The 23490-nt window shown below is 59.8% G+C and carries 14 protein-coding genes and 1 pseudogene; 13 read left to right on the forward strand and 2 right to left on the reverse strand.

The window, feature by feature from the left end; genetic code table 11:
* The 3 genes from QZT71_RS08935 to QZT71_RS08945 all read left to right on the forward strand — a co-directional run.
* A partial coding sequence (locus QZT71_RS08935) for an aspartate/glutamate racemase family protein (RefSeq protein WP_295915321.1) occupies positions 1–300 on the forward strand: 300 nt, incomplete at its 5' end.
* A 100-nt stretch (positions 301–400) separates the two neighbouring features.
* On the forward strand, positions 401–3238 hold the full coding sequence (locus QZT71_RS08940) for a DNA translocase FtsK (RefSeq protein WP_295915323.1): 2838 nt from the start codon (positions 401–403) through the stop codon (positions 3236–3238).
* A 10-nt stretch (positions 3239–3248) separates the two neighbouring features.
* A complete protein-coding gene (locus QZT71_RS08945; RefSeq protein ID WP_295915324.1) occupies positions 3249–3998 on the forward strand; it encodes a hypothetical protein in 750 nt (249 codons plus the stop codon).
* On the opposite strand, the gene QZT71_RS08950 is transcribed toward QZT71_RS08945, so the two are convergent.
* Complete coding sequence (locus QZT71_RS08950) at positions 3999–4778, reverse strand: formate/nitrite transporter family protein (RefSeq protein ID WP_295915325.1); 780 nt, start codon at positions 4776–4778, stop codon at positions 3999–4001.
* A gap of 231 nt (positions 4779–5009) precedes the next feature.
* On the opposite strand from QZT71_RS08950, the gene gyrA reads away from it, so the two are divergent.
* Positions 5010–7562: a DNA gyrase subunit A gene (gene gyrA / locus QZT71_RS08955; protein ID WP_295915327.1), complete on the forward strand. Its 2553-nt coding sequence runs from the start codon at positions 5010–5012 to the stop codon at positions 7560–7562.
* A 37-nt stretch (positions 7563–7599) separates the two neighbouring features.
* Positions 7600–8946 (forward strand): tetratricopeptide repeat protein, encoded by a 1347-nt coding sequence (locus tag QZT71_RS08960; protein WP_295915329.1) that lies wholly within the window; start codon positions 7600–7602, stop codon positions 8944–8946.
* 346 nt (positions 8947–9292) lie between these two features.
* Here QZT71_RS08960 and QZT71_RS08965 read toward each other — a convergent pair whose 3' ends face one another.
* Positions 9293–9706 (reverse strand): DUF4440 domain-containing protein, encoded by a 414-nt coding sequence (locus QZT71_RS08965; protein ID WP_295915330.1) that lies wholly within the window; start codon positions 9704–9706, stop codon positions 9293–9295.
* Between the two features lie 641 nt (positions 9707–10347).
* Here QZT71_RS08965 and QZT71_RS08970 point away from each other — a divergent pair.
* The 8 genes and pseudogenes from QZT71_RS08970 to QZT71_RS09005 form a co-directional block, all read left to right on the forward strand.
* Positions 10348–13467, forward strand: a complete 3120-nt coding sequence (locus tag QZT71_RS08970) for a TonB-dependent receptor (RefSeq protein ID WP_295915331.1) — start codon at positions 10348–10350, stop codon at positions 13465–13467.
* Between the two features lie 13 nt (positions 13468–13480).
* Positions 13481–15328 (forward strand): RagB/SusD family nutrient uptake outer membrane protein, encoded by a 1848-nt coding sequence (locus QZT71_RS08975; RefSeq protein ID WP_295915332.1) that lies wholly within the window; start codon positions 13481–13483, stop codon positions 15326–15328.
* A gap of 48 nt (positions 15329–15376) precedes the next feature.
* Entirely contained in the window at positions 15377–17077 is a 1701-nt protein-coding gene (locus tag QZT71_RS08980) for a DUF1735 domain-containing protein (protein ID WP_295915333.1), read from the forward strand.
* 84 nt (positions 17078–17161) lie between these two features.
* The gene (locus QZT71_RS08985) at positions 17162–18547 is read left to right on the forward strand and encodes a hypothetical protein (protein WP_295915335.1); all 1386 of its coding nucleotides are present in this window, start codon (positions 17162–17164) and stop codon (positions 18545–18547) included.
* 20 nt (positions 18548–18567) lie between these two features.
* The gene (locus QZT71_RS08990; RefSeq protein ID WP_295915337.1) at positions 18568–19932 is read left to right on the forward strand and encodes a M60 family metallopeptidase; all 1365 of its coding nucleotides are present in this window, start codon (positions 18568–18570) and stop codon (positions 19930–19932) included.
* 62 nt (positions 19933–19994) lie between these two features.
* Entirely contained in the window at positions 19995–21302 is a 1308-nt protein-coding gene (locus QZT71_RS08995) for a M60 family metallopeptidase (RefSeq protein ID WP_295915338.1), read from the forward strand.
* A 5-nt stretch (positions 21303–21307) separates the two neighbouring features.
* Positions 21308–22336, forward strand: a complete 1029-nt coding sequence (locus QZT71_RS09000) for a hypothetical protein (protein ID WP_295915341.1) — start codon at positions 21308–21310, stop codon at positions 22334–22336.
* A gap of 42 nt (positions 22337–22378) precedes the next feature.
* A pseudogene (locus QZT71_RS09005) lies at positions 22379–23490 on the forward strand (hypothetical protein); the annotation flags it as partial.

The following is a 23490-nucleotide window of genomic DNA, read 5'->3' on the forward strand; positions in this document are numbered from 1 at the left end:
CCCGAGGCCGAGGCGGCCGTCCGCGCCGCCGTTGCCGACATGCTGGCGCACGGCGCCGACCAGATTGTGCTCGGCTGTACGCATTATCCTTTCCTGCTGCCCGTGCTCGAGCGTGTGGTCGCGGGGCGCGGCGTTACGATCGTCGACCCGTCGCCCGCCGTCGCCCGCCGTGTCGTACAACTGCTGGACAGCTACGGCCTGCACGCCGAACCGCAGCACCGGCCCGAATACACGTTCCGTACATTCGCCGACGAAGCCTACCGCCTCCGCCTGGAAAAGAAAGCCGCCGGGGCGCTGTGACGGCGGCGGATTGTTGGCGAATCCCGATTTTGCACCTCCGAATTCCGAAATGTCGAAAAAAATGCGTAACTTCGCTTGATAAAAATCAAGCGCAACACTGATGGCATCTAAAAATACATCCGCATCTTCCAACGGACGACAGAAAGTCCAGCGTTCCAACAGCGACAGCGCGCGTTGGGTCGCGGGCCTGCTGCTGCTCTTCATCGGGCTGTACGCCGCCTCGGCCGTCCTGTTTTCGTTCTTCAGCTGGTCGGCCGACCAGAGCGGCCTGCTGCTCTCGCCCGAGGAGCGCGCCACGCTGGGCGTCGAGCCGGAGAACCTCTGCGGATGGTCGGGCGCGAAGCTGGGCCGCCTGCTGGTCGACAATTCGTTCGGCCTGTTCGGTATCCTGATTCCGGTGATGATCGTGCTCGTCGGCGTTCGGATTATCCGCCAGCGCCCGCTGCTGTTCAACCACTCGATTCTTTCGCTTTTCCTCATCATGATACTCGGCTCGCTGACGCTGGGATTCGCTTTTACGGACAAATGGAGCCTTTGCTGCTCGACAGGATGGGGCGGTGCTTTCGGCATCGAGACTGCGGCCCTGCTGCGTACGCACATCGGGGTTTTCGGAACGCTGATTCTGCTCGTGGGAGGGTGGATACTGACCGGCGTTTTCATCAACCGCAACTTTATCAACAAGGTCAACGAGGCGGGCAACGCCATGGTCGACAAGAGCGGCCGCATTGTCGAGATTGTCAAACACAAGGTCGTTCATGCACATGCGCAGGAGGCAGAAGCTGCCGAACCTGCTGTAGATACGGCCCCGGCGGCGAATCCGGAGGCCGAAGCGGCGGCCCGGGCGGCGGCGAAACCTCCCGTGAAAGAGACTGCCGAAGTCGTGCGTGCCGTGCGCCGTGCGGAGCGTGCGGCAGACGAGGCGCCCGTCCTGCAGAAACCGGCTGTGCGTGACGTGCACGACGATGATCCGTTCGTCGAACTGGCACCCGACGGTACGCCTGTCGGCCTTGAAATCGCGCGCGAACCGCAGCCCGAAGCGGCGGCGGACGGGGACGGCGAATTTATCGAAGTGGATCTTTCGCGTCCCGAAGGGCGCCTGGTTATCGGCCCGAGCGGGCTGGTCGAGCTGGAGCGTCCGGCCGGAAGTCACGCGGCCGCCCGCACACCCGTCACGGACGGGCCGTTCACCGAAATCGTCGTGGGCGGAGAAGAGGCGGCCGAACCTGCGGAGGGCATACCCTCCGAAATGGTATCCACCGGAAGTGCACCCGCCGAAATTGCGGAAGACGGGCTGCCCATGCACGGCGCCGAGGCTCCCGGGGAGCCGTTCACCGAACTCTCCGCCGGGCAGGAGGGCGTTGTCGTTACGGTCGAGGCCAACGAGGCCCGCATGGTCGACGAGAAGTCGATTCCGACCGAGAGCTACGACCCGCTGAAAGACCTCGTAAACTACCGCAAGCCCCCCGTCACGCTGTTGGAAGACTATGTTTCCGACTCGGAGGTGAGCGACGAAGAGATATTCGAGAACAAGACCAAAATCGAGGATACGCTCAAGAACTTCGGCATTCCCATCCAGCGTATCAAAGCCACGGTCGGCCCCACCGTGACGCTCTACGAAATCGTGCAGGCGCAGGGGGTGAAAATATCGAAAATCCAGGGCCTCGAAAACGACATTGCCCAGAGCCTCAAGGCGCTGGGAATTCGCATCATCGCCCCCATCCCCGGCAAGGGGACCATCGGTATCGAGGTGCCCAACCGCGACAAGCAGGTGGTGTCGATGTACTCCGCCGTGCGCTCGCTGCGTTTCCAGGAGTCGAAAGCCGAACTCCCGGTGGTGATAGGGCGCACGATTCAGAACGAGAATTACGTGTTCGACCTGGCCAAGATGCCCCACCTGCTGGTGGCCGGTGCGACGGGACAGGGTAAGTCCGTGGGACTGAATGCCATCATCACCTCGCTGCTTTACCGCAAGCATCCGGCGCAGCTCAAGTTCGTGATGATTGACCCCAAGATGGTCGAATTCTCGCTTTACGCCAAAATCGAGCGCCACTTCCTGGCCAAGATGGAGTCGGAGGACGATGCGATCATCACCGATCCCAAGAAAGCGGTCTATACGCTCAATTCGCTCTGCACGGAGATGGACGCCCGCCTCGAACTCTGCAAGAACGCCGGGGCCCGCAACATCGCCGAGTACAACGAGAAATTCACGGCGCGGCGGCTCAATCCGACAAAAGGCCACCGCTACCTGCCCTACATCGTGGTCGTGGTCGACGAGTTCGCCGACCTGATTATGACGGCCCGCGAGGTCGAGGGGCCGGTGATGCGCCTCGCGCAGAAAGCCCGCGCCATCGGCATCCACCTGATTATCGCCACGCAGCGCCCCGATGTCAAGGTCATCACGGGCGGTATCAAGGCCAATTTCCCGGCACGTATCGCCTTCCGTGTGATGCAGATGATCGACTCGCGTACGATTATCGACCAGCCGGGCGCCAACCAGCTCATCGGCCGCGGCGACATGCTCTTCTCGAAAGACGGCGAGCTGACCCGTATCCAGTGCGCGTTGGTCGAAACCAAAGAGGTCGAGCGCATCGTGGAATACATATCGAAACAGCAGGGCTATACCGCGGCCTATGCACTGCCCGACTATACGCCCGATACGGGCGATTCGGCGGGCGGTATGGGCAGCGAGGATTCCGCGCCCGTGAAATACGACTCGCTCTTCGCCGAAATCGCCCGCGACGCCGTTTCGGGCGGCAATATCTCGACTTCGATGATTCAGCGCAACTACGAGGTGGGCTTCAACCGCGCCGGGCGCATCATGATGCAGCTCGAACGCGCCGGCATCGTCGGCCGCCAGCAGGGCGCCAAGCCGCGCGACATCCTTTACCACGACCTGCCGTCGCTCGAAGCGAAGCTGCAGGAACTGGGTTTATTCTGATTTTACCGCCATGAAACGATTGCTGCTCGCTATCTTGCTGCTTCCCGGTGTCGGGACGGCTGCTGCCGCGCCCGGGATTTCCGGTGCGGCCGGCGCCGGTTTTACGGGGCGTGCCTTCGCCGACGGGTGCACGGAGGCCGCACCGTCGCCGTTTTTCCCGTCTGCCGAGGCGCCGGATGCCGGAACGACGGCCTTTCCCTGCGCTCCGTCCGACGTGGCGGAGGCCGATGAAATCCTCGGCAAGGTTACCGCCGGATTCCGCGCATTGGGCGCCTACGGCGTGGCGTTCGAGGTTGCGGCGGACGAATACGCCGCCCGCGGGCGGGATGCCGTCGAGGGGGAGGGGTATTACCTCGTACTGGGCGACGCCGAAGTCTACTGCGACGGCACGGTGCGCTACGAAGTGGACAACCGTCGCCGGGAGGTGACCATCGACCAGGTCGACACGGCGAGCCGCAATATCCTCAACAACCCTGTCCGGGCGTTCGATTTCCTCGGCAGCGAATACACCGCGTCGCTGGTCGGCGCACAGCAGGGGAGGGCTGTAATCCTGTTGACGCCGACGTCGGCAAACACCTCCTCGTCGGGTACGATAACCCTGACGGTCGACACCGCCGCCATGCGGCCCCTCTCGCTGTCGTATGACTACGACGGCGAACGGGTATCCGTCGCCGTGCTCGGCATCTCCCCGCTCGCGTCCCCGCTCGAATCCTTTGAGAAGGGGAAATACGACGGGTACGAATTTATCGATTTCCGCTGATTATTTCCGGTTCAGATACCAGTAGAGGCCGCCCACGAAGAGGCCTCCGCCCGCCATGTTCCCGAGTGTGGCGGGCAGGAGGTTCGCGAGCAGCAACTCGGCCGTGGATACGGGTGCGCCGAGCATCATGCCCAGCGGGATGAAGAACATGTTGGCGATGCAGTGCTCGTAGCCGATTACCACGAAGCACATGACCGGGAAAAAGAGCCCCAGCATACGGCCCGGGGCGTCCCCGGCGCTCAATCCGAGCCATACGGCCAGGCACACCAGCCAGTTCGCGCCCACGCCGCGCAGGAACACCGTCAGCCACGGCAGCGAAACTTTCGCCTGCGCGATGCCGCAGGCCGCATCCCGCCACAGTTCCGTCGACAGTACGCCCGGCAGTACGACCAGAAAGTAGCCGAAGAACAGCGCCCCGGCGAAATTTCCCAAATATACCAGCGTCCAGTTGCGCGCCACCTTGCCCCAGCCGTACCGGCGCTCGAGCGCTCCCGGGACGAGCACGGCGTTGTTGCCCGTGAAAAGCTCCGCTCCCGCGAAGACCACCAGAATCAGTCCCAGCGGGAAGACCAGCCCCGACAGCAGGCGCTGCAGCCCGGGCGCTTCGGCCGCACCGGGAAATCCGAATCCGGCCATCAGGGAGAACAGGCCGCCCATGGCGATGTAGGCGCCGGCCAGAAATGCGAGTACGAGGGTTTTGCCTGCCGGGAGTTGCAGCTTGTACGCTGCGGATCTGCCGGCCAGTGCAAGGACTTCTTCGGGGGTGTTTATTCGTGTCATAAGGTGGAATCGAAGCCGCAAAGGTAAAAAAATCCGCCGTACCGGCAAAAAATGCCGCCCACCTGCCGGGAATTTTATTTCAGGCCGTCAGATCGCCGGAAAACGGGCAAAAACGGGGATGTCCCCGAAAAATCTTGCCCGCGTACGCGATATTTCCCGGCTTAAAGTTGTTCAAATCGGAAATAAATCGTATTTTTGTTCGTTAAAAGACCGTAATTTTAAAGAGATAAGATGCTAACTGAAGAAGAAAAGAATGCCGGTTTGGTGGGACGCGTTATTCCTATCAATATCGAAGAGCAGATGAAGTCGGCGTACATCGACTACTCGATGTCGGTCATCGTGTCGCGTGCGCTGCCCGACGTGCGTGACGGACTGAAGCCCGTACACCGCCGTATCCTCTACGATATGAGTGCGGAGCTCAACCTCTACTCCGATAAGCCTACCCGTAAGTCCGCCCGTATCGTCGGCGACGTGCTCGGTAAGTTCCACCCCCACGGCGACTCGTCGGTCTACGACGCCATGGTGCGCCTGGCCCAGGAGTGGTCGATGCGTTATCCGCTGGTCGACGGCCAGGGTAACTTCGGTTCGATGGACGGCGACTCGCCTGCGGCCATGCGTTATACCGAGGCCCGCATGAAGAAGATCACCGACGAGGTGATGGCCGACATCGACAAGGAGACCGTCGACTGGACGCTCAACTTCGACGATACGATTCCCGAACCCACGGTACTGCCCACGAAGATTCCGCTGCTGATCGTCAACGGCGCCAGCGGTATCGCCGTAGGTATGGCGACCAACATGGCCCCGCACAACCTGAGCGAGGTGGTGGACGCCTGCTGCGCCTATATCGACAACCCCGAAATCACGGGCGAGGAGATGCTCCAGTATATCAAGGGCCCCGACTTCCCCACGGGCGGTATCATCTACGGCTACGAGGGTGTCCGCGAGGCGATGCTCACGGGCCGCGGCCGCGTCATGATGCGTGCCAAGACCGAAATCGAGCATACGCCCAGCGGCCGCGAGTGCATCGTCATCACCGAGATTCCCTACATGATAAACAAGGCCGAGATGATTAAGAAGATAGCCGACATGATCAACGAGAAGAAGATCGACGGCATCTCCTACATCAACGACGAGTCCGACCGCGACGGCCTGCGCATTATTATCATCCTCAAACACGACGCCGTAGCGAGCGTCGTGCTCAACACGCTTTACAAGAACTCCCCGCTGCAGACTTCGTTTGCGGTGAACAATATCGCGCTGGTGAACGGCCGCCCCGAAATGCTGCCGATGCGCGATTTGGTGCGGCATTTCGTCAACCACCGCCACGAGGTGGTGGTGCGTCGCGCGCGCTTCGACCTGCGCAAGGCCGAGGAGCGGCTGCACATCGTGCTGGGCCTGCTCATAGCGCAGGACAACATCGACGAAATCGTGCATATCATCCGTTCGTCGCAGACTCCCGACATTGCCAAGCAGGCGATGATGGAGCGCTTCGAGTTGAGCGAGCTGCAGGCTTCGGCCATCATCGAGATGCGCCTGCGCGCCCTGACGGGACTCGAGTACGGCAAGTTGACCGCCGAGCGCGATGAACTGACGAAGACCATCGCCCACCTGAAAGAGGTGCTCGAGAACGTCGACATGCAGATGCAGATCATCAAGGACGAGCTGCTCGAGATAAAGGAGAAATACGGCGACGAGCGCCGCTCGGAAATCGTCTATGCTTCCGAGGAGTTCAATCCCGAGGATTTCTACGCCGACGACGACATGGTCATCACCATCTCGCACATGGGCTATATCAAACGTACGCCGCTGGCCGAATACCGCACGCAGAACCGCGGCGGCGTCGGCGCCAAGGGCAGCGCTACGCGCGACGAAGACTTTATCGAACACATTTACGTCGCCTCGATGCACAACACGATGCTTTTCTTCACTCAGAAAGGCCGCTGCTACTGGCTCAAGGTATACGAAATACCCGAGGGGGCCCGTTCTTCGAAAGGACGCGCCATCCAGAACGTCATCCAGATCGAACCCGACGACAAGGTGCGCGCCTACATCAACGTCAAGCGCCTGAACGACGCCGAGTACGTGAACAGCAACTACATCATCATGTGTACCAAGGACGGCACGATTAAGAAGACCAGACTCGAGGCTTACTCGCGTCCGCGCCAGAACGGTGTGAACGCCATCGTAATCCGCGAGGGCGACCAGCTCATCGAGGCCAAGCTCACCAGCGGCAACGCCGAGGTGATGATTGCGGCGCGCGAGGGCAAGGCCATCCGCTTCAACGAGTCGACGGTGCGTCCCATCGGGCGTGTCGGCGCGGGTGTCCGCGGTATCTCGATCGAAGAGAGCGACGAGGTGATCGGCATGATCTGTGTGGAACCCGATTCGGCACAGGACGTACTGGTATTGAGCGAGAACGGCTACGGCAAGCGTACTGATTTGGACGAATACCGCATCACCAACCGCGGCGGTAAAGGTGTGAAGACTATCAACGTTACGGAGAAAACCGGCAAACTTATCTCCATTCAGGCCGTTACGGACGATAACGACCTGATGATTATCAACCGTTCGGGACTTACCATACGTACGGCTGTGTCGCAGATCCGCCTGGCGGGCCGCGCTACGCAGGGCGTGCGTATCATCAACCTGCGTGACGGCGATGCCATCGCTTCGGTGATGGCCGTACCCGCAGCCGGCGATGAAGAAGAGGAAGTACAGTCCGCGGAGGCTACCGCGAACGGGGACGCAACCCCCGAAGCAGGACAGCCGGCGGAAGAGTAGATGAACTGAAATTAAAACTTTAAAATTCAATGTTGTTATGAAGAAAATCGTTTTGACGGCTCTCGCGGCGCTGCTCGTGGCAATTCCCGCCGTGCAGGCCCAGAAAGTCAACAAGGGCGCGCTTCTCTCCAAGATCGAGAAGAGCGACGCCGACATCGCCGACGCGAAGAAAAGCGCCAAGTCGGCAACGTGGATCAACCGCGGCAAGGCTTTTTACGAAGCGGCCGTGGAGCCTACGAAGAACCTCTTTGCGAATATGGACGCCGCGATGCTGAAACTGGCTGTCGGCGAGCCCTCGTCCACGGGCCAGCAAACGCTCGTCGGCACGGACTACGAAGCATGGGTGTATCCCTATTTCACGGCCTATATCAAGGACGGCAAGGTAGCTACCTGGAAGCAGACCGACTGGGTGCTCAAAGACGCTCCCGCAAAGGCTATCGAGGCCTATGCCAAGGCTTTCGAGATGGATCCCAAATCCGAGTCGAAGGTGAAGGAGGGGCTGAAACAAATCAGCGACTTCTGCTCGCAGGCCGGCAACACGGGTATCGACACGGGTGAGTACGCCGCTGCTGCCGATGCGTATGCCGAGGCTTTCAAGGCGCAGTCGATTCCCGCTTACGGGACGCCCGACCCGGCGCTGCTCTACTATGCGGGTTACCTGCGTACGGTGGACGGCTCCACGAACCCCGCATCGTTCGCCCTGGGTGCCGATTACCTGACCAAGGCCCTCGACCTGAACTATGTCGACGAGGAGGGTAACATCTACTACTACCTCTTCCACTGCTACTACGGCCAGAAAGATGCCGACAAGGCGAACATCATGAAGGCCAAGGACGCCCTGATTGCCGGTATCGGGAAATTCCCGAAGAACGAGCGTATCCTCGAGGCGCTGGTACAGCTGTACACCTCGCCCGAGGATCAGGTGGGCGACCCCGCCGACCTTATCGCGCTGATCGACGCCGCTATCGAGAACAATCCCGAGAATATCGACCTCTGGTTCGGCCGTGGACGTATCTTCTATGCGCTGAAGAATTACGACGAGAGCATCGATTCGTTCCGCAAAGTCGTGGAGCTGAAGCCCGACCTGTTCGAGGGTAATTATTACCTGGGCGTGTTCTACACGATCAAGGCCGACGAGATGAACAAGGTGATGAACGAGAAGCAGTACAGCAGCCAGGCGGCTTACGATGCCGATCTGAAAGCTGCCAACGAAGTCTATATGCAGGCTATTCCGTGGTTCGAGAAAGCTTATGAGCTGAAATCCGACGATTTCAATACGCTCGACATGCTCAAGCAGCTGTGCTTCCGCCTGCGTGACGAACCGGGCGTTCAGGAGAAGTACGACAAGTACTTCCCGCTTTGGAAAGCTGCCAAAGGCGAATAACGATTGATTCGGCCGATTATACGGCGGGACGGTGGGTGCACCGTCCCGCTTTTTTTTGTGGATTGCGCATGGAGCGTTCCCGCTTCTGTTTTCCTGTTCCCGTCCCTTGCTCTGGGACTTGTCCGGACTCCCGTCCCGACTTGGGCGTTCGTGTCGGTTCTGGTTTTGGTTCTGGTTTTGGTTTTGGTTTTGGTTCTGGTTCTGTCCGGACTCCCGTTCCGACTTTGGCGTTAATGTCGGTTCTGGTTTTGGTTCCAGCTCTGGTTTCTGTCCGGACTTCTGTTCCGACTCCTGCTCCGGCCTTTGTTCTTGCTTCGGCTCCGGTTCTTGCTCCGGCCCCGCCGGGTTACCTGCCCGGCAGGACGAAAGACCAGTGGGTGTGCACGATTTCCCACCGGCCGGAGGGGGATGCTGCGTAAACTTCGGTGCAGTGCATCCTGAATACCTGTCCGTCCCTGCAGGCCTCGTAGTCGTATGTCAAAAGGGCCGTCCCCGGCAATAACCGTACGACGGGTTTTATCATCCTGTAATTGTCGATTTTGACTTTTCCGCGTACTTTGTCGTAATACGCCTCCAACGCTTTTTTACCCTCGAGTTTGTTTTCGAGGGCCGGGTCGAAGTAGACGACCTTGTCGGACGACAGCGCTATGAATCCGTCCGGGTTCCCGTTGTTCCACTGCTCCAGCGCCTGCGTTTCCAGCGCGATAATCGCAGCTCCGATGTCCCCGCTGTCCGGGCGGGGATAGGTGCATTCAGCCATAAATACCAAAATTAAATTTCCCGATTCTGTTTTTGTCGTTTTAAAATTAGCAAATAATCGGGACCCGGCACGGTTGTGCCTTAAAAAACATCGCTTTTTCCGCTCTCCGCTGTCTGTCAGCCCCTGTTTGTTCATCCGCAAGTTGTCCGGTTGCTATCAATCCGTCCGCAATCCGTCCGCAATCCGTCCGCAAGCTGTCCGGCACCATCTGCCTGTCCGCACTGATTTGTCCGTCGCCGGCCCGCCGCCAGTCGCTGTCCGTTTGCCCGCCTGTCCGCCGTCCCGCACGCTGCTTTTCGCCACATCCGTGGCCGGGCACCTGGCATCCGCCGCCGGTTGTCTTCCGCCTGCCGCCCGTCCTTATGGCCGCCTCCTGCGGCTTGCTTTCAGATGGCCGTGTTCCTGTGCCGTCCGTCGTCCATACCTCCCGTGCGTTCCCGCATCGGGCGCTCATTCCGAAAAAATCCAGGATAAAATCGTACATAACAGGCAAAAATCGTAATCCGGGGCGCCCGCTGTTGTTCGGCGGACATTTATCCCGGAGGGCCGTTCTAAATTCGTTATGGAGGAACGGTCGTATCCGCCTGCCGTTCCCGGGACACCAACTAACCTTATTTACTAACCTTAAAATTAGTGTGTGTATGAGTCTATCTACTAACCTTTTTTTCAGGAAAGCGCTATTGCTCGTGACGGCTGTATTTTCCGCGTCATTGCTGTGGGCGCAGGCTTCCGGCATCTCCGGACGCGTGCTCGATGAGCAGGGAGCGCCTGTCATCGGTGCGACGGTCATGGTCAAAGGTACCACGATCGCCACGGCTACCAACGTCGACGGTAGTTTCAACCTGAAGAATGCAAGCCGCAACGTCACGCTGGTCGTGTCGTACGTCGGTTATGAAACGCAGCAGGTTTCGTCGCGGGGCGAAGCCTCCGTAACGATTACCCTCAAGCCCGAGGCAATCGGTGTGGAGAGTGTCGAAATCGTCTCCGTGGGCTATGGCACGCAGAAACGCGAATCGGTCGTGGGTGCTATCTCCACGATTCGGCCCGAGGAACTGCGCGTCCCCGTGCGCTCGTTGAGCCAGACGCTGGCCGGTAACCTGGCGGGCGTGGTCGCACTGCAAACTTCGGGCGAGCCGGGCAAGGACGACGCCCAGTTCTGGATTCGCGGTATCGCTACCTTTACGGGCAGCCCCGATCCGCTGATTCTGGTCGACGGCATCGAGCGCCCGCTCAACGATGTCGACCCGCTCGAAATCGAGTCGTTCAGCGTGCTCAAGGACGCCAGCGCTACGGCCGTGTACGGCGTTCGCGGCGCCAACGGCGTTATCCTCGTCAATACGCGCCGCGGTTTCGAAGGCCCGGCCCGCATCGACCTGCGCTACGAGCAGGGTTTCTCGTTCGCGAGCAAGCGCCTGTCGTTCGTCGACGCCGCCACCCGCTCCGAAATGTTCAACGAGGCGGTGGATGCCGTCGGGGCATCTGCGGCCCTGAAATACGGTACCGACGAGATTACGGCGATGCGTATGCAGAGCGACCCCGAACTCTATCCCGACGTCGACTGGCAGAAACTCCTGATGCGCAAGGTGTCGCTGTCGGAAAAGGTGAGCGCCAACATCTCGGGCGGCGGTAAGTTCGCCCGCTATTTCTCGGCCCTCTCCTTTTATAACCAGGACGGACAGTATGCCGTGCAGCCGGGCCAGTATTCGTGGGTGGACGACCGCATCGGCCGCTACGGCGAGAATGTCAACTACAAACGTTATAACTTCCGTTCCAACGTCGACATGGACATCACCAAAACCACGGTGGTGAACCTGGGCGTGCAGGGCAACGTGACCGAGAACATGGAACCCGTCGAGGGCTCGGCGGCCATCTACCGCGACATTATCAACGCGGCGCCGAATGCTTTCCCCGTCCGCTTCAAGGACGGCGAACTGGCCGGCCGCGACGGCCTGAACAACCCGTATAACATGCTCACCCAGCGCGGTTGGCAGAAGACCACCGGCAATACGCTGCGTGCCAACCTGACCATCAACCAGGATTTTTCGTTCCTCACCCCGGGTCTTTCGGCCAAGGTGAGCTATGCCTACGACGCGGTGAACTACTCGGTGGAGAAGCGCTCGCGCAACATCAATTTCTTCGAGGCTACGGGCCGCGACCAGGACGGCGAGCTGATTCGCACCGAGTGGCAGGCCGACCAGAAGCAGGAGTACCTGAATTACAACCAGTCCGGCAACGGCACCCGTACGCAGTATGTCGAGGCGGCGATTAATTACAGCCGGACGTTCGGCGAAAAACACGAGGTCGGCGGCCTGCTGCTCGGCTTTGCCAAAGACTATCGTGTGCAGGAGGCTACGAACGATTACCTCAAGTCGCTGCCCAACCGTTCGATCGGTCTGGCCGGCCGCCTTACCTATGCTTTCGACAAACGCTACCTGATTGAGGCCAACATCGGTTTCAACGGCTCGGAGAACTTCGCCAAGGGCAAGCGCATGGGCGTCTTCCCCGCAGTCGCCCTCGGTTGGGTGGCCTCCGAGGAGAGCTTCCTGCGCAACAGCCAGGTGCTGACGTGGCTCAAAATCCGCGCATCGGTGGGACAGGTAGGTAACGACCAGATTCCGAGTACCCGCTTCATCTACCTGGCGACGATTAACAACAACGCCGCCGGCTACGGAAACATCGGCGTCAACTTCGACCAGGGAGCCGGAGGTATCGGCGAGGGCCGTATGTCCAACGAGGACGTGACGTGGGAGGTATCGACCAAATACAACCTCGGTATCGAAACCGGATTCTTCAACGAACTGAAAATCAATGCGGACTTCTTCTTCGAACGGCGTGAGAACATCTTCCTCGCACCGCAGTTCTCGGAGATTTCGGGCCTGCCCAAGGACTACACCAACTACGCCAACATGGGCCTGATGGAGAACCGCGGCTTCGAGGTTTCCGCCGAATACGTCAAGCGTTTCAGCAAAGACCTCACCGTTTCCGTGCGCGGAAACTTCACCTTCGCCCGCAACGAGGTGATTGACGACGGCAAGTATTACGCCTATCCGTGGCAGGATCAGCGCGGCGTGCGCTACGGCCTGACCCAGGGTTACCGCGCCATGCACCTCTTCTCGCAGGAGGAGCTGGACAACATGCCCGACTACTATACGCAGTTCGGCCTCGACAAGAAGCAGCTGCGCGCTGGCGACATCCGCTACGAAGATTTGAACGACGACGGCAAAATCACCGAGGCCGACATGACGTGGATCGGCAATCCCAGGATGCCGGAGATCGTCTACGGTTTCGGCGCATCGCTCAACTACAAGGGCTTCGACTTCTCGTTCCTGTTCCAGGGCGGCGCGAACCGTTCGTCCTACTTGAGCGGCGGCTGGTATTTCTACCCGTTCCAGGCAGACCGCGGGCCCAAGTTCATGGGTAACGTGATGACGATGTTCAAGGATCGCTGGACGGAGGATAACCCCAATCCCCGTGCATTCTCGCCCCGCCTGTCGTACGGCGCCGACGCCAACAACTACAAGACTTCGACCTGGTGGCAGCGCGACAGCGGCTACCTGCGCCTGAAGAACGTCGAAATCGGCTATACGCTGCCTTCGGCATGGGCCAATAAACTGCGGTGCAGTTCGCTGCGCGTCTACGCTACGGGCGTGAACCTCTTTACGATCAGCAAGTTTATCTCCGACTTCTGGGATCCCGAAACAGGTGCCGATGCCTATCCCATGCAGCGCCAGGTTTTCGTCGGTGTGAATTTAACTTTCTAACACAGCCTAACGTATGAAAAAGAATATCGTATATTTACTGCTGGCGTCGTTCCTGTTGCTGACCGGTTGCGCCAACTATCTGGACCAGGATCCCGAGGACCTGAACTCGATGGATAAGATTTTCTCTTCGAAAATCGAAACCACCAAGTGGTACAACCGCATTTACAGCGACGATTTCATGGTTCAGGAGATGCATTACAGCAGCCAGCTCCCTTATTTCTGGTGTACCGACGAGTCGGCTTACATCATGGAGTCGTTCGTCCGCAACATTGCCGAGGGTAAGATGAGTCCCGACAACTACTACGGCTATACGGGCTACAACCTCTATTTCTTCGTCCGCTACTACCAGGCCATCCGCCACTGCAACATCTTCCTCGAGAATGTGGATCAGTGCGCCGAGCTGGGCGAGATAGATCGCCGCACGATGAAGGCCGAGGCCCGTTTCATGCGTGCCTACTACCACTACCTGCTGCTGCGCCTCTACGGCCCGATACCCATCGTCGAAACTAGCCGCACGGCCGACCAGATCGCCGCTTCACAGGCGCGCAATACGCTCGCAGAGTGTGTGAGCTGGATTAACGGCGAGATCGACTGGGCCTGCGAAAACGGTATGCCCGCCGCCCGCGACGAGAAATTCACGCTGGGACTTCCCACCATCGGCGCGGCCCGTGCGATTCAGTCGCGCATGGCGCTGATGGTCGCCAGCCCGCTGTTCAACGGCAATACGGCCTACAAGAACTGGACGAACTACGACGGTACGGTGCTTATGCCGCAGACCTACGACAAGGAGCTGTGGAAAACGGCCGCCGATGCCGCCAAGACGGTAATCGACATGCCCGAGTACAAACTGCTCAAACCGGCTGCTGACGCCACTTTCGATGAGATTGTGGATAATTACCGCGCCGTGACGACGACATGGGGCGCCGACAAAAACACCGAGATCATCTGGGGACATCCCAATTCGGTGCAGTGGTACGCCATGTGCGCCCTGCCCGCACGGTGGTACGGTTGGAACGGCCGCTATTCGCTTGCCATCGACATGGTCAACGACTTCTTCATGGCCGACGGAAGCGTGAGCCGCCCGCTCGAGGAGTGGTTCGCATCCAAGAAGTTTTCGAGCGAGGCCGGCGACGGTACGATTGCCAATACGTTCTGGATGTTCGTCGGGCGCGAACCGCGTTTCTACGCGTCGGTGCATTTCCCCAACCAGCGACTTTCCTATGCCTACGAGAACAAGACGGACAGCTATCAGGATGCCGACGGCTACGGCGTGGTCGACTTCTGGTACTCGGGGTTGAGCGGCAACGGCAGCACCCCGGGCGACAAGAACACCTCGGGATTCTCCGTGCGCAAGAACGTTCCGCTGGACTACCGCAGCAACAAGCAGACCAGCGAGGCCACGCGCATGCTGAACGTGCCGTTCCCCATCATCCGGCTGGGTGAAGTTTACCTCAATTATGCCGAGGCGGTGAACGAGTACTACGGTACGTCGAAGCAGGACGAGGCGCTCTATTACCTCAACGAAATCCGCACGCGCGCCGGCATTCCGGCTTACGAGGGCACCTATTCGCAGGAGCAGATGCGCGAGATGATCCGCCACGAGCGCAAGATCGAACTGGCGTGGGAGTGCAACCGCTATTTCGACGTCCGTCGCTGGTTTACGGCCCACGGCCCCAACGGCGAGTTCAACCACGACGCATACGGCCTGGACATGTCGCGCGGAACGAGCGCCACCGACCCGTCGTTCTTCACCCTGATGAAAGTCGCCAACAAGCGCTTCGACATCCAGCACTACTTCCTGCCCATCAAATCCTCGGAAGTCATGCTCAACACGCAGTTGGTGCAGGCGCCTTACTATTAGCAGCAGGGGCCTTACCGACATGTTAAACTTAAAAATGGAAAATCAGCTATGAAACAGTTTTTTAAGATACTGATGTTTGCGGCCCTGGCGCTGCCCTTCAGCGGCTGCGACGTGGAATACGACCCTATCGTCGTCCTGCCGGACGTAGTGCTCGAAGACTCGGGCATGACGACCGTTCCGACCGTTTCCATCTACCAGAACGACGCATATACCGTCACGCTCACCCGTACCGAGGGGTTGAGCAAGGCCGCCGAGTTCGACATCGTCGTCGACCAGACGCTGCTCGACGACTATAACGAATTGAACGGCGCTTCGTTCGGGATGATGCCGGCCTCGGGGTATACGATAAGCGCAGCGTCCGTCGCTTTTCCCGAGAAAGCCAAGACGGCGACCTTTACGATCCAGTTCAAGCCCGAGGCGATTGTGACTGCGGCCGGTTCGCCCCGGCAGGCCGAAAACTATGTGATTCCTTTTGCCTGTGTGCCCAAAACCACGGTCAATTCCGAATCGCAGCGATTGAGCGCCCTCGTGCGTTTCTCGTTCAGCGAACCTACGGTGACCGTCGACGCACCTGTCGCCCCCGAGGAACTGACGTTCATCTCCGGCGTGCCCGTGTCGCGCAGACTGGAGTTGTCGTGCCGTGCCAACTTCACGACCCTGCAGCCTTCCAAACTGGCTTTTGCCGCTACGCAGGAGATGGTCGACGCCTACAACGACGCCAACCAGTCGGATTGCCTGCTGCTGCCTTCCACATGTTACTCGATTGATGCCGGGACGTTCGACGCCGAGGCGCTCTCGCTGGTCTACGGCATTACGCTCGACGCTTCGACGCTCGATCCCGACTATGCGTACCTGCTTCCCCTGAAGATGGCCGGCAGTGACTATACGATTCTGCAGGATAATATCTACTACGTGAAGGTGACCATTCAGGAGATTCAGTTCTCGGTGAGCAATACCGACCGCTACGAAGCCGCAACGCGCCTCTCGCACGGGATTAAGCTCGATGTGGTGCTGAACGGTGCGCTGGCTGACGACGTGCCTGTCGAATTTGCCTACGATGCGTCGAAGATTGCCGCCTATAACGATTCGAAGGGCAAGACCTACGAGGCGCTCGACGCTTCGAAGATTACCGTCACCAACGCCACGATGGCGGCCGGCGCGGTGAAGACCTCTGCGACCGTTACCGTGGATATGACGGGGATCGCTTTCGACGACGGCAAGGAGTACGTGCTGCCTTTCGCACTGGACAAGACCAAACTGCCGCAGGGCAGCGTCATGAAGAGCGACGATGTGGTATACGTCCGGCTGAAGCGCACGCTTTACGGCTCATGGAGCAACCGCAACTCCAGCGACGACCTTCAGAAGACGAGCACCGCGGGCTGGACCAACAGCAACTATATGAAGGCCACGACCAAACCGAGCGATACGAAGGTCGACGGCAAGGCCTATCCCTATGTGAACTGCTATTACAGCTGGTCTACCGGTTACCATTGGTACGTTGCCTGGGACGAAGTTTACAACGGCGACCAGAACAAGCGCGTCGTGCATGCTTTCTCGAAAGTCACCAGCGGTTACAACGAGGGGCAGCAGGTGGCGCAGATCATGGATTACGGAAGCTATTTCGACATGGAAACCGGTACCGTCTTCTTCGATTTCCAGTACTACTGGAATGATGACGACAAGAATCAGGACAAGCGACAGACCATCAAGTGCTACCTTGAGAGTCCGCTTACGGTCGATGAATTTTAGTACTTCGAATCGATAACCCGATGCTGCATATACCGGGCAGGGGAACCTGCCCGGGTATGTGGCAGCCCGGAAAAAATACCGCCTATGAATTACCTGAAATATTGCGCTGTCGTGTTCGCATCGCTGTTCCTGTCGCTGGCCTGCCGGGCCTGCGGGAACGACGACGGGGCGGCCGTGCCCGAACCGGAAGAACCGGAACAGCCCGAAATACCCGGCCAGCCCGGGGAGCCCGAGGTGCTCGTCGTGGAGATTTCGAATCCCGGATTCGAGCAGGAAGTGGATTTTACGGGCGCTGCCGGTGCCTGGGAAAAGACGAACGCATGGCAGACCGATCGTGCCGTATTCACCTATGAGCCGCAGGGCGGCTTCAACGGCTCGGCGGGCATTCGCATCGCCTGCACCGAGGGCGATTATACGACCGACGCCGTGGTGACGCAATCCGTTTCGGGGCTGGTTCCCGGCAAACTCTACGAACTTTCGGCCATGGTGCGCACCTCGGGTGTCACGGGCGGCCGGGGCGGCAATATCTGCCTGTTCGGGCAGGGTGTCTGGACAGGGTCGGAGCCTTTTACCGGAACCAACGGCTGGACACGCCGCAGCGTGCAGTTCATCGCCGAGCAGAGCACGGCCGTCGTCGGCTGCCGGCTGGGATTCTGGGCCGGGGATTCGCGCGGAACCGTCTGGTTCGACGACGTTGCGCTCCGCACGCCCGAGGGAATGTACCACCGCGAGAGCGAGCACCTCGAAATGTACCTCGAAAAGGCGCTGGTACGGGTATCGGACGGTGCGATGGACGGCTGGCTGGCAAAACTGGACAAGGTCTACGACGCCTATACCGAACTGTTCGACTTTTTCGTGCCGTTCGGCGGCCGGAAGATGATTGTCCTTTCGAAAGTGATCGACGCCTGGGCCTATGCGGGGTATCCGATTCAGTGGAACCGCGATTACGTCGCTTCGACGCTCGACGAAGTGGTGCGCTACGACAATGCCGTATTCGGCATCATGCACGAGATGGGGCACAACTTCGCCCCCGGAAACTACGTGACGGGCGCTTACGGCCGCGGCAACGGCGAATGGAACTGGAATGAGGAGCTTTTCGCCAATTTCCGCATGTATTACGCACTCTGCAGGACGGGATATAAAGTCTATCTGAACAACACGGTCTACACCGGGGCGCAGATCAGCGACATGTACCGCAAATCGTACGAAGAAACGCTGGCCCGGGGCGTTGCAGCCGACGGCGACGGGCTGATGTACGTGATGACGCGCATGGCCGATGCCGAAGGGTGGGAGCCTTTCCGCAAGGCTTTCCGGGAGTTGTACGACCTGGCCCCGCAGACGTCGTGCGGTACGACCAAGTGGGAGAAAATCGACTATTTCTTCTCGGTGCTGTCGCGCCATGCCGGCAAAGACCTGATGCAGGAGTACTTTACGCAGTCGGAGATAAACGCCCTGAAAACTTTGCGATAAATGCAATTAAATATATGGTTATGAAAAATTTACGATTCTTTCTTTTAGCTCTGATGTCGGCGGCGATCCTGTGGTCGTGCGGCGGCGACGAAGGCGGCGAACCTGCGCCCGAGCCTCCCGGCCCGGGGGTGGATCCCAATGCCGTGGAGATTACGAACGGCTCGTTCGAGGAGGGGTTGGCGGGCTGGACGCGCGTCGACTTCCACAATGGCGGCAAGGTCGCCGTCGAGGTGGCCGAGGGTGACGGCGTGAACGGCGGACGCTGCATCAAGATACAGCAGTTCCCCGAGAACGGCAAATGCGGCGTGGGCATCAAACAGAAACTCACGGGCCTGGAGCCCGACCAGATGTACCGCGTGTACGCCAAGGTCAAATATTCGGACATCCCGCAGGGCGAGGGCCGCGGTGCCATCTTGTTCGACATGTCGCAGAAGCAGTATTGGGGCGCCTCGAAATTCCTCTACGGCACCAACCTCAAGAACTGGACGTCGCTCTACGCCGACTTCCTTTCGCAGGACGACGGCACGGCCGAAATCGTCTGTGCGCTGGGATTCCGCTACGGCGGCACGACCAACGGCGGTTTCTCGACCGGTACGGTCTATTTCGACAATGTGAGCGTGGTGAAGGTGACCGACGAACTCTTCATGCAGGAGGGCGAGCATGTCCGCCTGTTCATCGAGCCGTCGCAGGTCTATGCCTCCGCGGCGCAGATTACCGAGTGGCTCGCCAACCTCGACAAGATGTACGAGGCTTATGCCGAACTGATGGGGGCGACTCCGCACGAGGGGCGCAAACTGGCGATCCTCTCTTCGCGCGGGCTCGAAAGCGGCTATTGGGCGCTGGCGGGCTATCCGATTCTGTGGAGCAGCAACTATTCGGCCGTGACCTCCACCTTCGAAGAGCTGGCCAAGCACGGCACGTGGAGCTTCGGCCTGATGCACGAGCTGGGGCACGTTTTCAACCTCGGCAACTCGAGCTGGAACTGGAACGACGAGATGTTCGCCAATTTCCGGATGCAGTACGGCCTCGAGCAGAACCAGGGCAAGGTCTGGATGGACGAGCGGGTTTACACCGGGCGCGAGATACTCGATATGTACAAGAAGGATTACGACAATACGGTCTACACGCAGGTCAACGACAACGGCATCCATTACATGCTGGGGCGGTTGGCGGATGCCAACAGCATCGGCTGGGAACCGTTCAAGGCGGCTTTCCGCGAGCTGACGACCAAGGGCGGCGCGCCCTCGGGCAAATACGAGAAGTTCGAATACCTGCTTTCGCTGCTCTCCAAGTACGCGAGCGAGCAGACGGGCCGCGACATCGATGTCAAAACGCAGTATTTCACCGAGATGGAGCTGGCCTCGATACGTAAACAGTTGCAATAACCTCCGCCGCCTTTGTGCGGGCTGCGGGCCCGTACTGCGGTGGAAAAACCGAAACGAACAAAATGAAGAGAGTAGTAATTATACTCGCCGCCATTGCGGCGTGTGTGCTGTGCCTGTGCGCTTTCGGGGCCAAGGTGAAGGTCTTCGCCGACAATTTCGACCGGCCCGACCGCTTTGCCCGCACCTGGACGTGGGACACCGATACGCCCGGTACGGTCGAATACCTGCCCGACGGGGGCGTGAACGGCAGCGGATGCGTGAAGATTTCCAGCCCTGCGAAGACCGCGCTGGCCGTCAAACACAAACTGAAAGGACTTCATCCCGGCAAACTCTACCGCGTGAGCGCCCGGATGAAATGCGACAGTGTACAGGACGGCCGGGGCGCCGTGCTGTACCTCGAGCCCGAGGGACTGGAGCAGTCGTGGAACGCTTCCGAGTTCGCCTACGGCACGAGCGACTGGGCCGAGGTCTACATGGATTTCGTCCCCGACCGCAACGGCGAGGCCGTAATCTGCTGCGGGTTGGGTTTCCCGTGGGGAACCTACAACGGCGGCAAGGCTTCGGGTACGGTGTGGTACGACGAGGTGAAAGTCATGCCGACGCCCGAGGAGGCGATTTATTCCCGCGAGAGCGAGCACATCGTGCTGAAACTCGACCGCGACAAGGTGACCATCTCCGATGCCGAGGTCGATGCATGGCTCGCGATGCTCGACCGCACCTACGAGGCGTACCGCGAACTGATCGGCGAGGTGCCGTTCGACGGGCGCAAAATCATGATTCTCAACACGCCGGGTATCGAGCCGGGCTATTGGGCGCTGGCCGGAAACCCCATCCTGTGGAACAGCCATGTCGCCGTGTCGAAACTACTCGACCGCACGGTGGAATTCGGCGACTGGGGCTTCGGCATCATCCACGAAATCGGCCATGTATTCTCCCAGGGCAATATCAAGGGCTCGGGACGCTGGAACTGGAACGACGAGATTTTCGCCAATTTCCGCATGTCCTATGCGCTCGAAGCGTGCGACGGTACCATGTCGCAGCGCGACATCTGCTACCGCGGCGCCGACGTAATCAACTACTATAAGATTTTCTACGACGAAACCATCGGCGCGGGCATCCCCAAAAACAACGGCGACGCGCTCCACTACACGTTCCTGCGCATCAAGGAGCGTTACGGCTGGGACGTTTACAAAAAGGCGTTCCGGGAGCTGTACGCGCTGGGCGATTCGGGACAGGAGGGGCTCAAGACCCCCTACGACAAATTCCTTTTCTTCCTCTCCCATGTTTCGCGTGCGGCGGGCGAGGACGTGGTGGCGGCGACCTACACGCCCGAAGAGCTGGCGCTGATTGAGGAATCGCTTAAAAGCTGACGCCTGTGAAGACTTTGCGAACAACCTTGCTGGCCGCGATGCTGGCTTTCACCGGGTACGTTGCCGCGCAGCCGGTCTGCACGTTTCGGGTCAAAATCGGCATCGACCGCGAATCGGTCGATTCGCTGGGCGGTATCGAGCGTGTGCATCGGTTGACGGAGGATATGTTCCGGCGCGTCAACCGGGCCTTCAACTACGATGCCCGCTTCAGGGCCGTCTATGAGTTCGTCGTGGATTGGGACGCCTTCTACATTTACGACGGCGTATCGGCCGACGAGGTCCGCAAGCCGCATCCCGACCACGACTACCTCGTGGTGATGGACGGCTACAAATCCGATCCCCGCGAGGTGGGCGGCGGCTGGTACGGCGACGGGATTCAGACCATCTACCATTCGCGTACGCACAACGACCGGTTCAACAGCCCGTTCGAAAAGAATGCCATCGACGGCATCATCCACGAATTCGGCCATGCACGGGGCGTTCCGGACATCTATGCGATGAAAGTCGATGCGGACAAAAACCCCGTCAACGGCGAGGCTTTTCCTGGGGTACGCTGCATCATGAACTATCCCTACGGCGAGGAGCACTGGAGCGACTATGCGGTCAACATGATAGACCTGGCCGGCGACCGTAACATCGACATCGACGATTTGGTGGCGGGCGTGCTGCCCGACCGTATCCGCATCGAGGTGACGGAGGCCGACGGAAGCCCGGTGCGGGGCGCCGCCGTGCGGTTCTATCCCGTGCGCTGGTATACCTATGCCGTGATTCCCGAGCCGCAGGCCGAGGCCGCGACCGACCGCCGCGGACGCTGCACGGTTCCCGTCGCCCGGGTCTTCGAGCCCGAGCAGGAGTTCGGCGTGCGCTACTGCAACTGCCTGGTCGAGGCCGAATACGACGGCGTGAAAGCCTACGGCTGGCTGCCGTTGTACCTGCTGCAGAATACGCGCTTCGCCGGGGAGCGGGAATGTACGCTCGAATTGCGGCTGAAACGCAGCCGCGAGCTGTCCCGGGCGATAAAAATTGATGAATAATCGCTATCTTTAGGCTCTTTAAACCCTAAAAACGGAAACCTTATGATTCGAAGAACCTTACTGACCTGCATGTTCCTGTTGTTTACGGCCGCCGCGTGGAGCCAGCGGTGGGAGATACGTCCCGGCGGACGGGAAATCGTGTGGACGGTCGGCAGCGATATTCCGCATGACGACCACATCGAGATGAGCGGCGAGCGGATGGCGTTCGTGCTTCGCTGGGGCGTCGACTCGAACGGCGCCTTCCGGCAGGAGCGCTCGCTCGTCTTCCCGCTGCTGCGCACCGTGCCCAACAACACCCACGCCAGCCTGATGTACCGCATGGCGACGGACATTCCCTCGCTGCTGGGCGTCAACGGCCTTGCCTTGCAGGCCGAGCGTGTGGAGCAGGTGTCCATCGACGGCGCGCTGACGGTGCGGAGCCTCTGGGGAGTCGGTAAGATGAACGTGGGTTCGGCCCGGGATACGAAACCCGTACCCGTCGTGGAGATGACGCGCACGGTCTTTCCGTCGCGTAGCCTGCCGCTGATGTGCGAACGTTATGTGCTGCGCAACGTCGGCGAAAAGCCGCTGGCGGTTTATATACCCGAATTTTCGCAGGTCGTGACCACCGACCCGGCCAAAGGCGTTACGGGCAGCTACGTGGTGCGGGGCGATATCGCGGGCAGCGGTACCTTTACGCTCGCCCCGGCCGACTCGCTTGCGTTCGACGCCGTGTTCCAGGCTTACCGCAGCGGCGGAGAGCCCCTGCGGCCCGACGTGGCGGCGGAGTACGCCGCCCGGATGGAGTTCGTGCACGGATGCATCGACGCCAACCTCGTGCTCGAAACTCCCGATTCGGTCATCGACACCGAATTCCGTTACGCCAAGCTCCGCGCTGCCGAAAGCATCGTCAAAACCCGCGGCGGCTACATGCACGCTCCCGGCGGCGAGTCCTATTATGCGGCCATCTGGGCCAACGACCAGGCCGAATACGTCAATCCGTTCTTCCCCTTCCTGGGCTATGGGGTGGGCAACGAGTCGGCGCTCAACTCCTTCCGCCACTTTGCCCGCTTCATGAACCCCGGATTCGAGCCGCTGCCCAGCTCGATTATCGCCGAAGGCGACGACATCTGGAACGGCGCCGGCGACCGCGGCGACGCGGCGATGATTGCCTG

Origin of the sequence: uncultured Alistipes sp. (genome assembly GCF_902388705.1) — a bacterium.
GTDB lineage: Bacteria > Bacteroidota > Bacteroidia > Bacteroidales > Rikenellaceae > Alistipes.

Coding starts and splice junctions, on each gene's coding strand:
- QZT71_RS08975 (WP_295915332.1), top strand. CDS start 13,481: ATGAAAAAGAATATCGTATATTTACTGCTGGCGTCGTTCCTGTTGCTG.
- QZT71_RS08945 (WP_295915324.1), top strand. CDS start 3,249: ATGAAACGATTGCTGCTCGCTATCTTGCTGCTTCCCGGTGTCGGGACG.
- QZT71_RS08940 (WP_295915323.1), top strand. CDS start 401: ATGGCATCTAAAAATACATCCGCATCTTCCAACGGACGACAGAAAGTC.
- QZT71_RS08960 (WP_295915329.1), top strand. CDS start 7,600: ATGAAGAAAATCGTTTTGACGGCTCTCGCGGCGCTGCTCGTGGCAATT.
- QZT71_RS08970 (WP_295915331.1), top strand. CDS start 10,348: ATGAGTCTATCTACTAACCTTTTTTTCAGGAAAGCGCTATTGCTCGTG.
- gyrA (WP_295915327.1), top strand. CDS start 5,010: ATGCTAACTGAAGAAGAAAAGAATGCCGGTTTGGTGGGACGCGTTATT.
- QZT71_RS08995 (WP_295915338.1), top strand. CDS start 19,995: ATGAAGAGAGTAGTAATTATACTCGCCGCCATTGCGGCGTGTGTGCTG.
- QZT71_RS08990 (WP_295915337.1), top strand. CDS start 18,568: ATGAAAAATTTACGATTCTTTCTTTTAGCTCTGATGTCGGCGGCGATC.
- QZT71_RS08965 (WP_295915330.1), bottom strand. CDS start 9,706: ATGGCTGAATGCACCTATCCCCGCCCGGACAGCGGGGACATCGGAGCT.
- QZT71_RS08985 (WP_295915335.1), top strand. CDS start 17,162: ATGAATTACCTGAAATATTGCGCTGTCGTGTTCGCATCGCTGTTCCTG.
- QZT71_RS08980 (WP_295915333.1), top strand. CDS start 15,377: ATGAAACAGTTTTTTAAGATACTGATGTTTGCGGCCCTGGCGCTGCCC.
- QZT71_RS08950 (WP_295915325.1), bottom strand. CDS start 4,778: ATGACACGAATAAACACCCCCGAAGAAGTCCTTGCACTGGCCGGCAGA.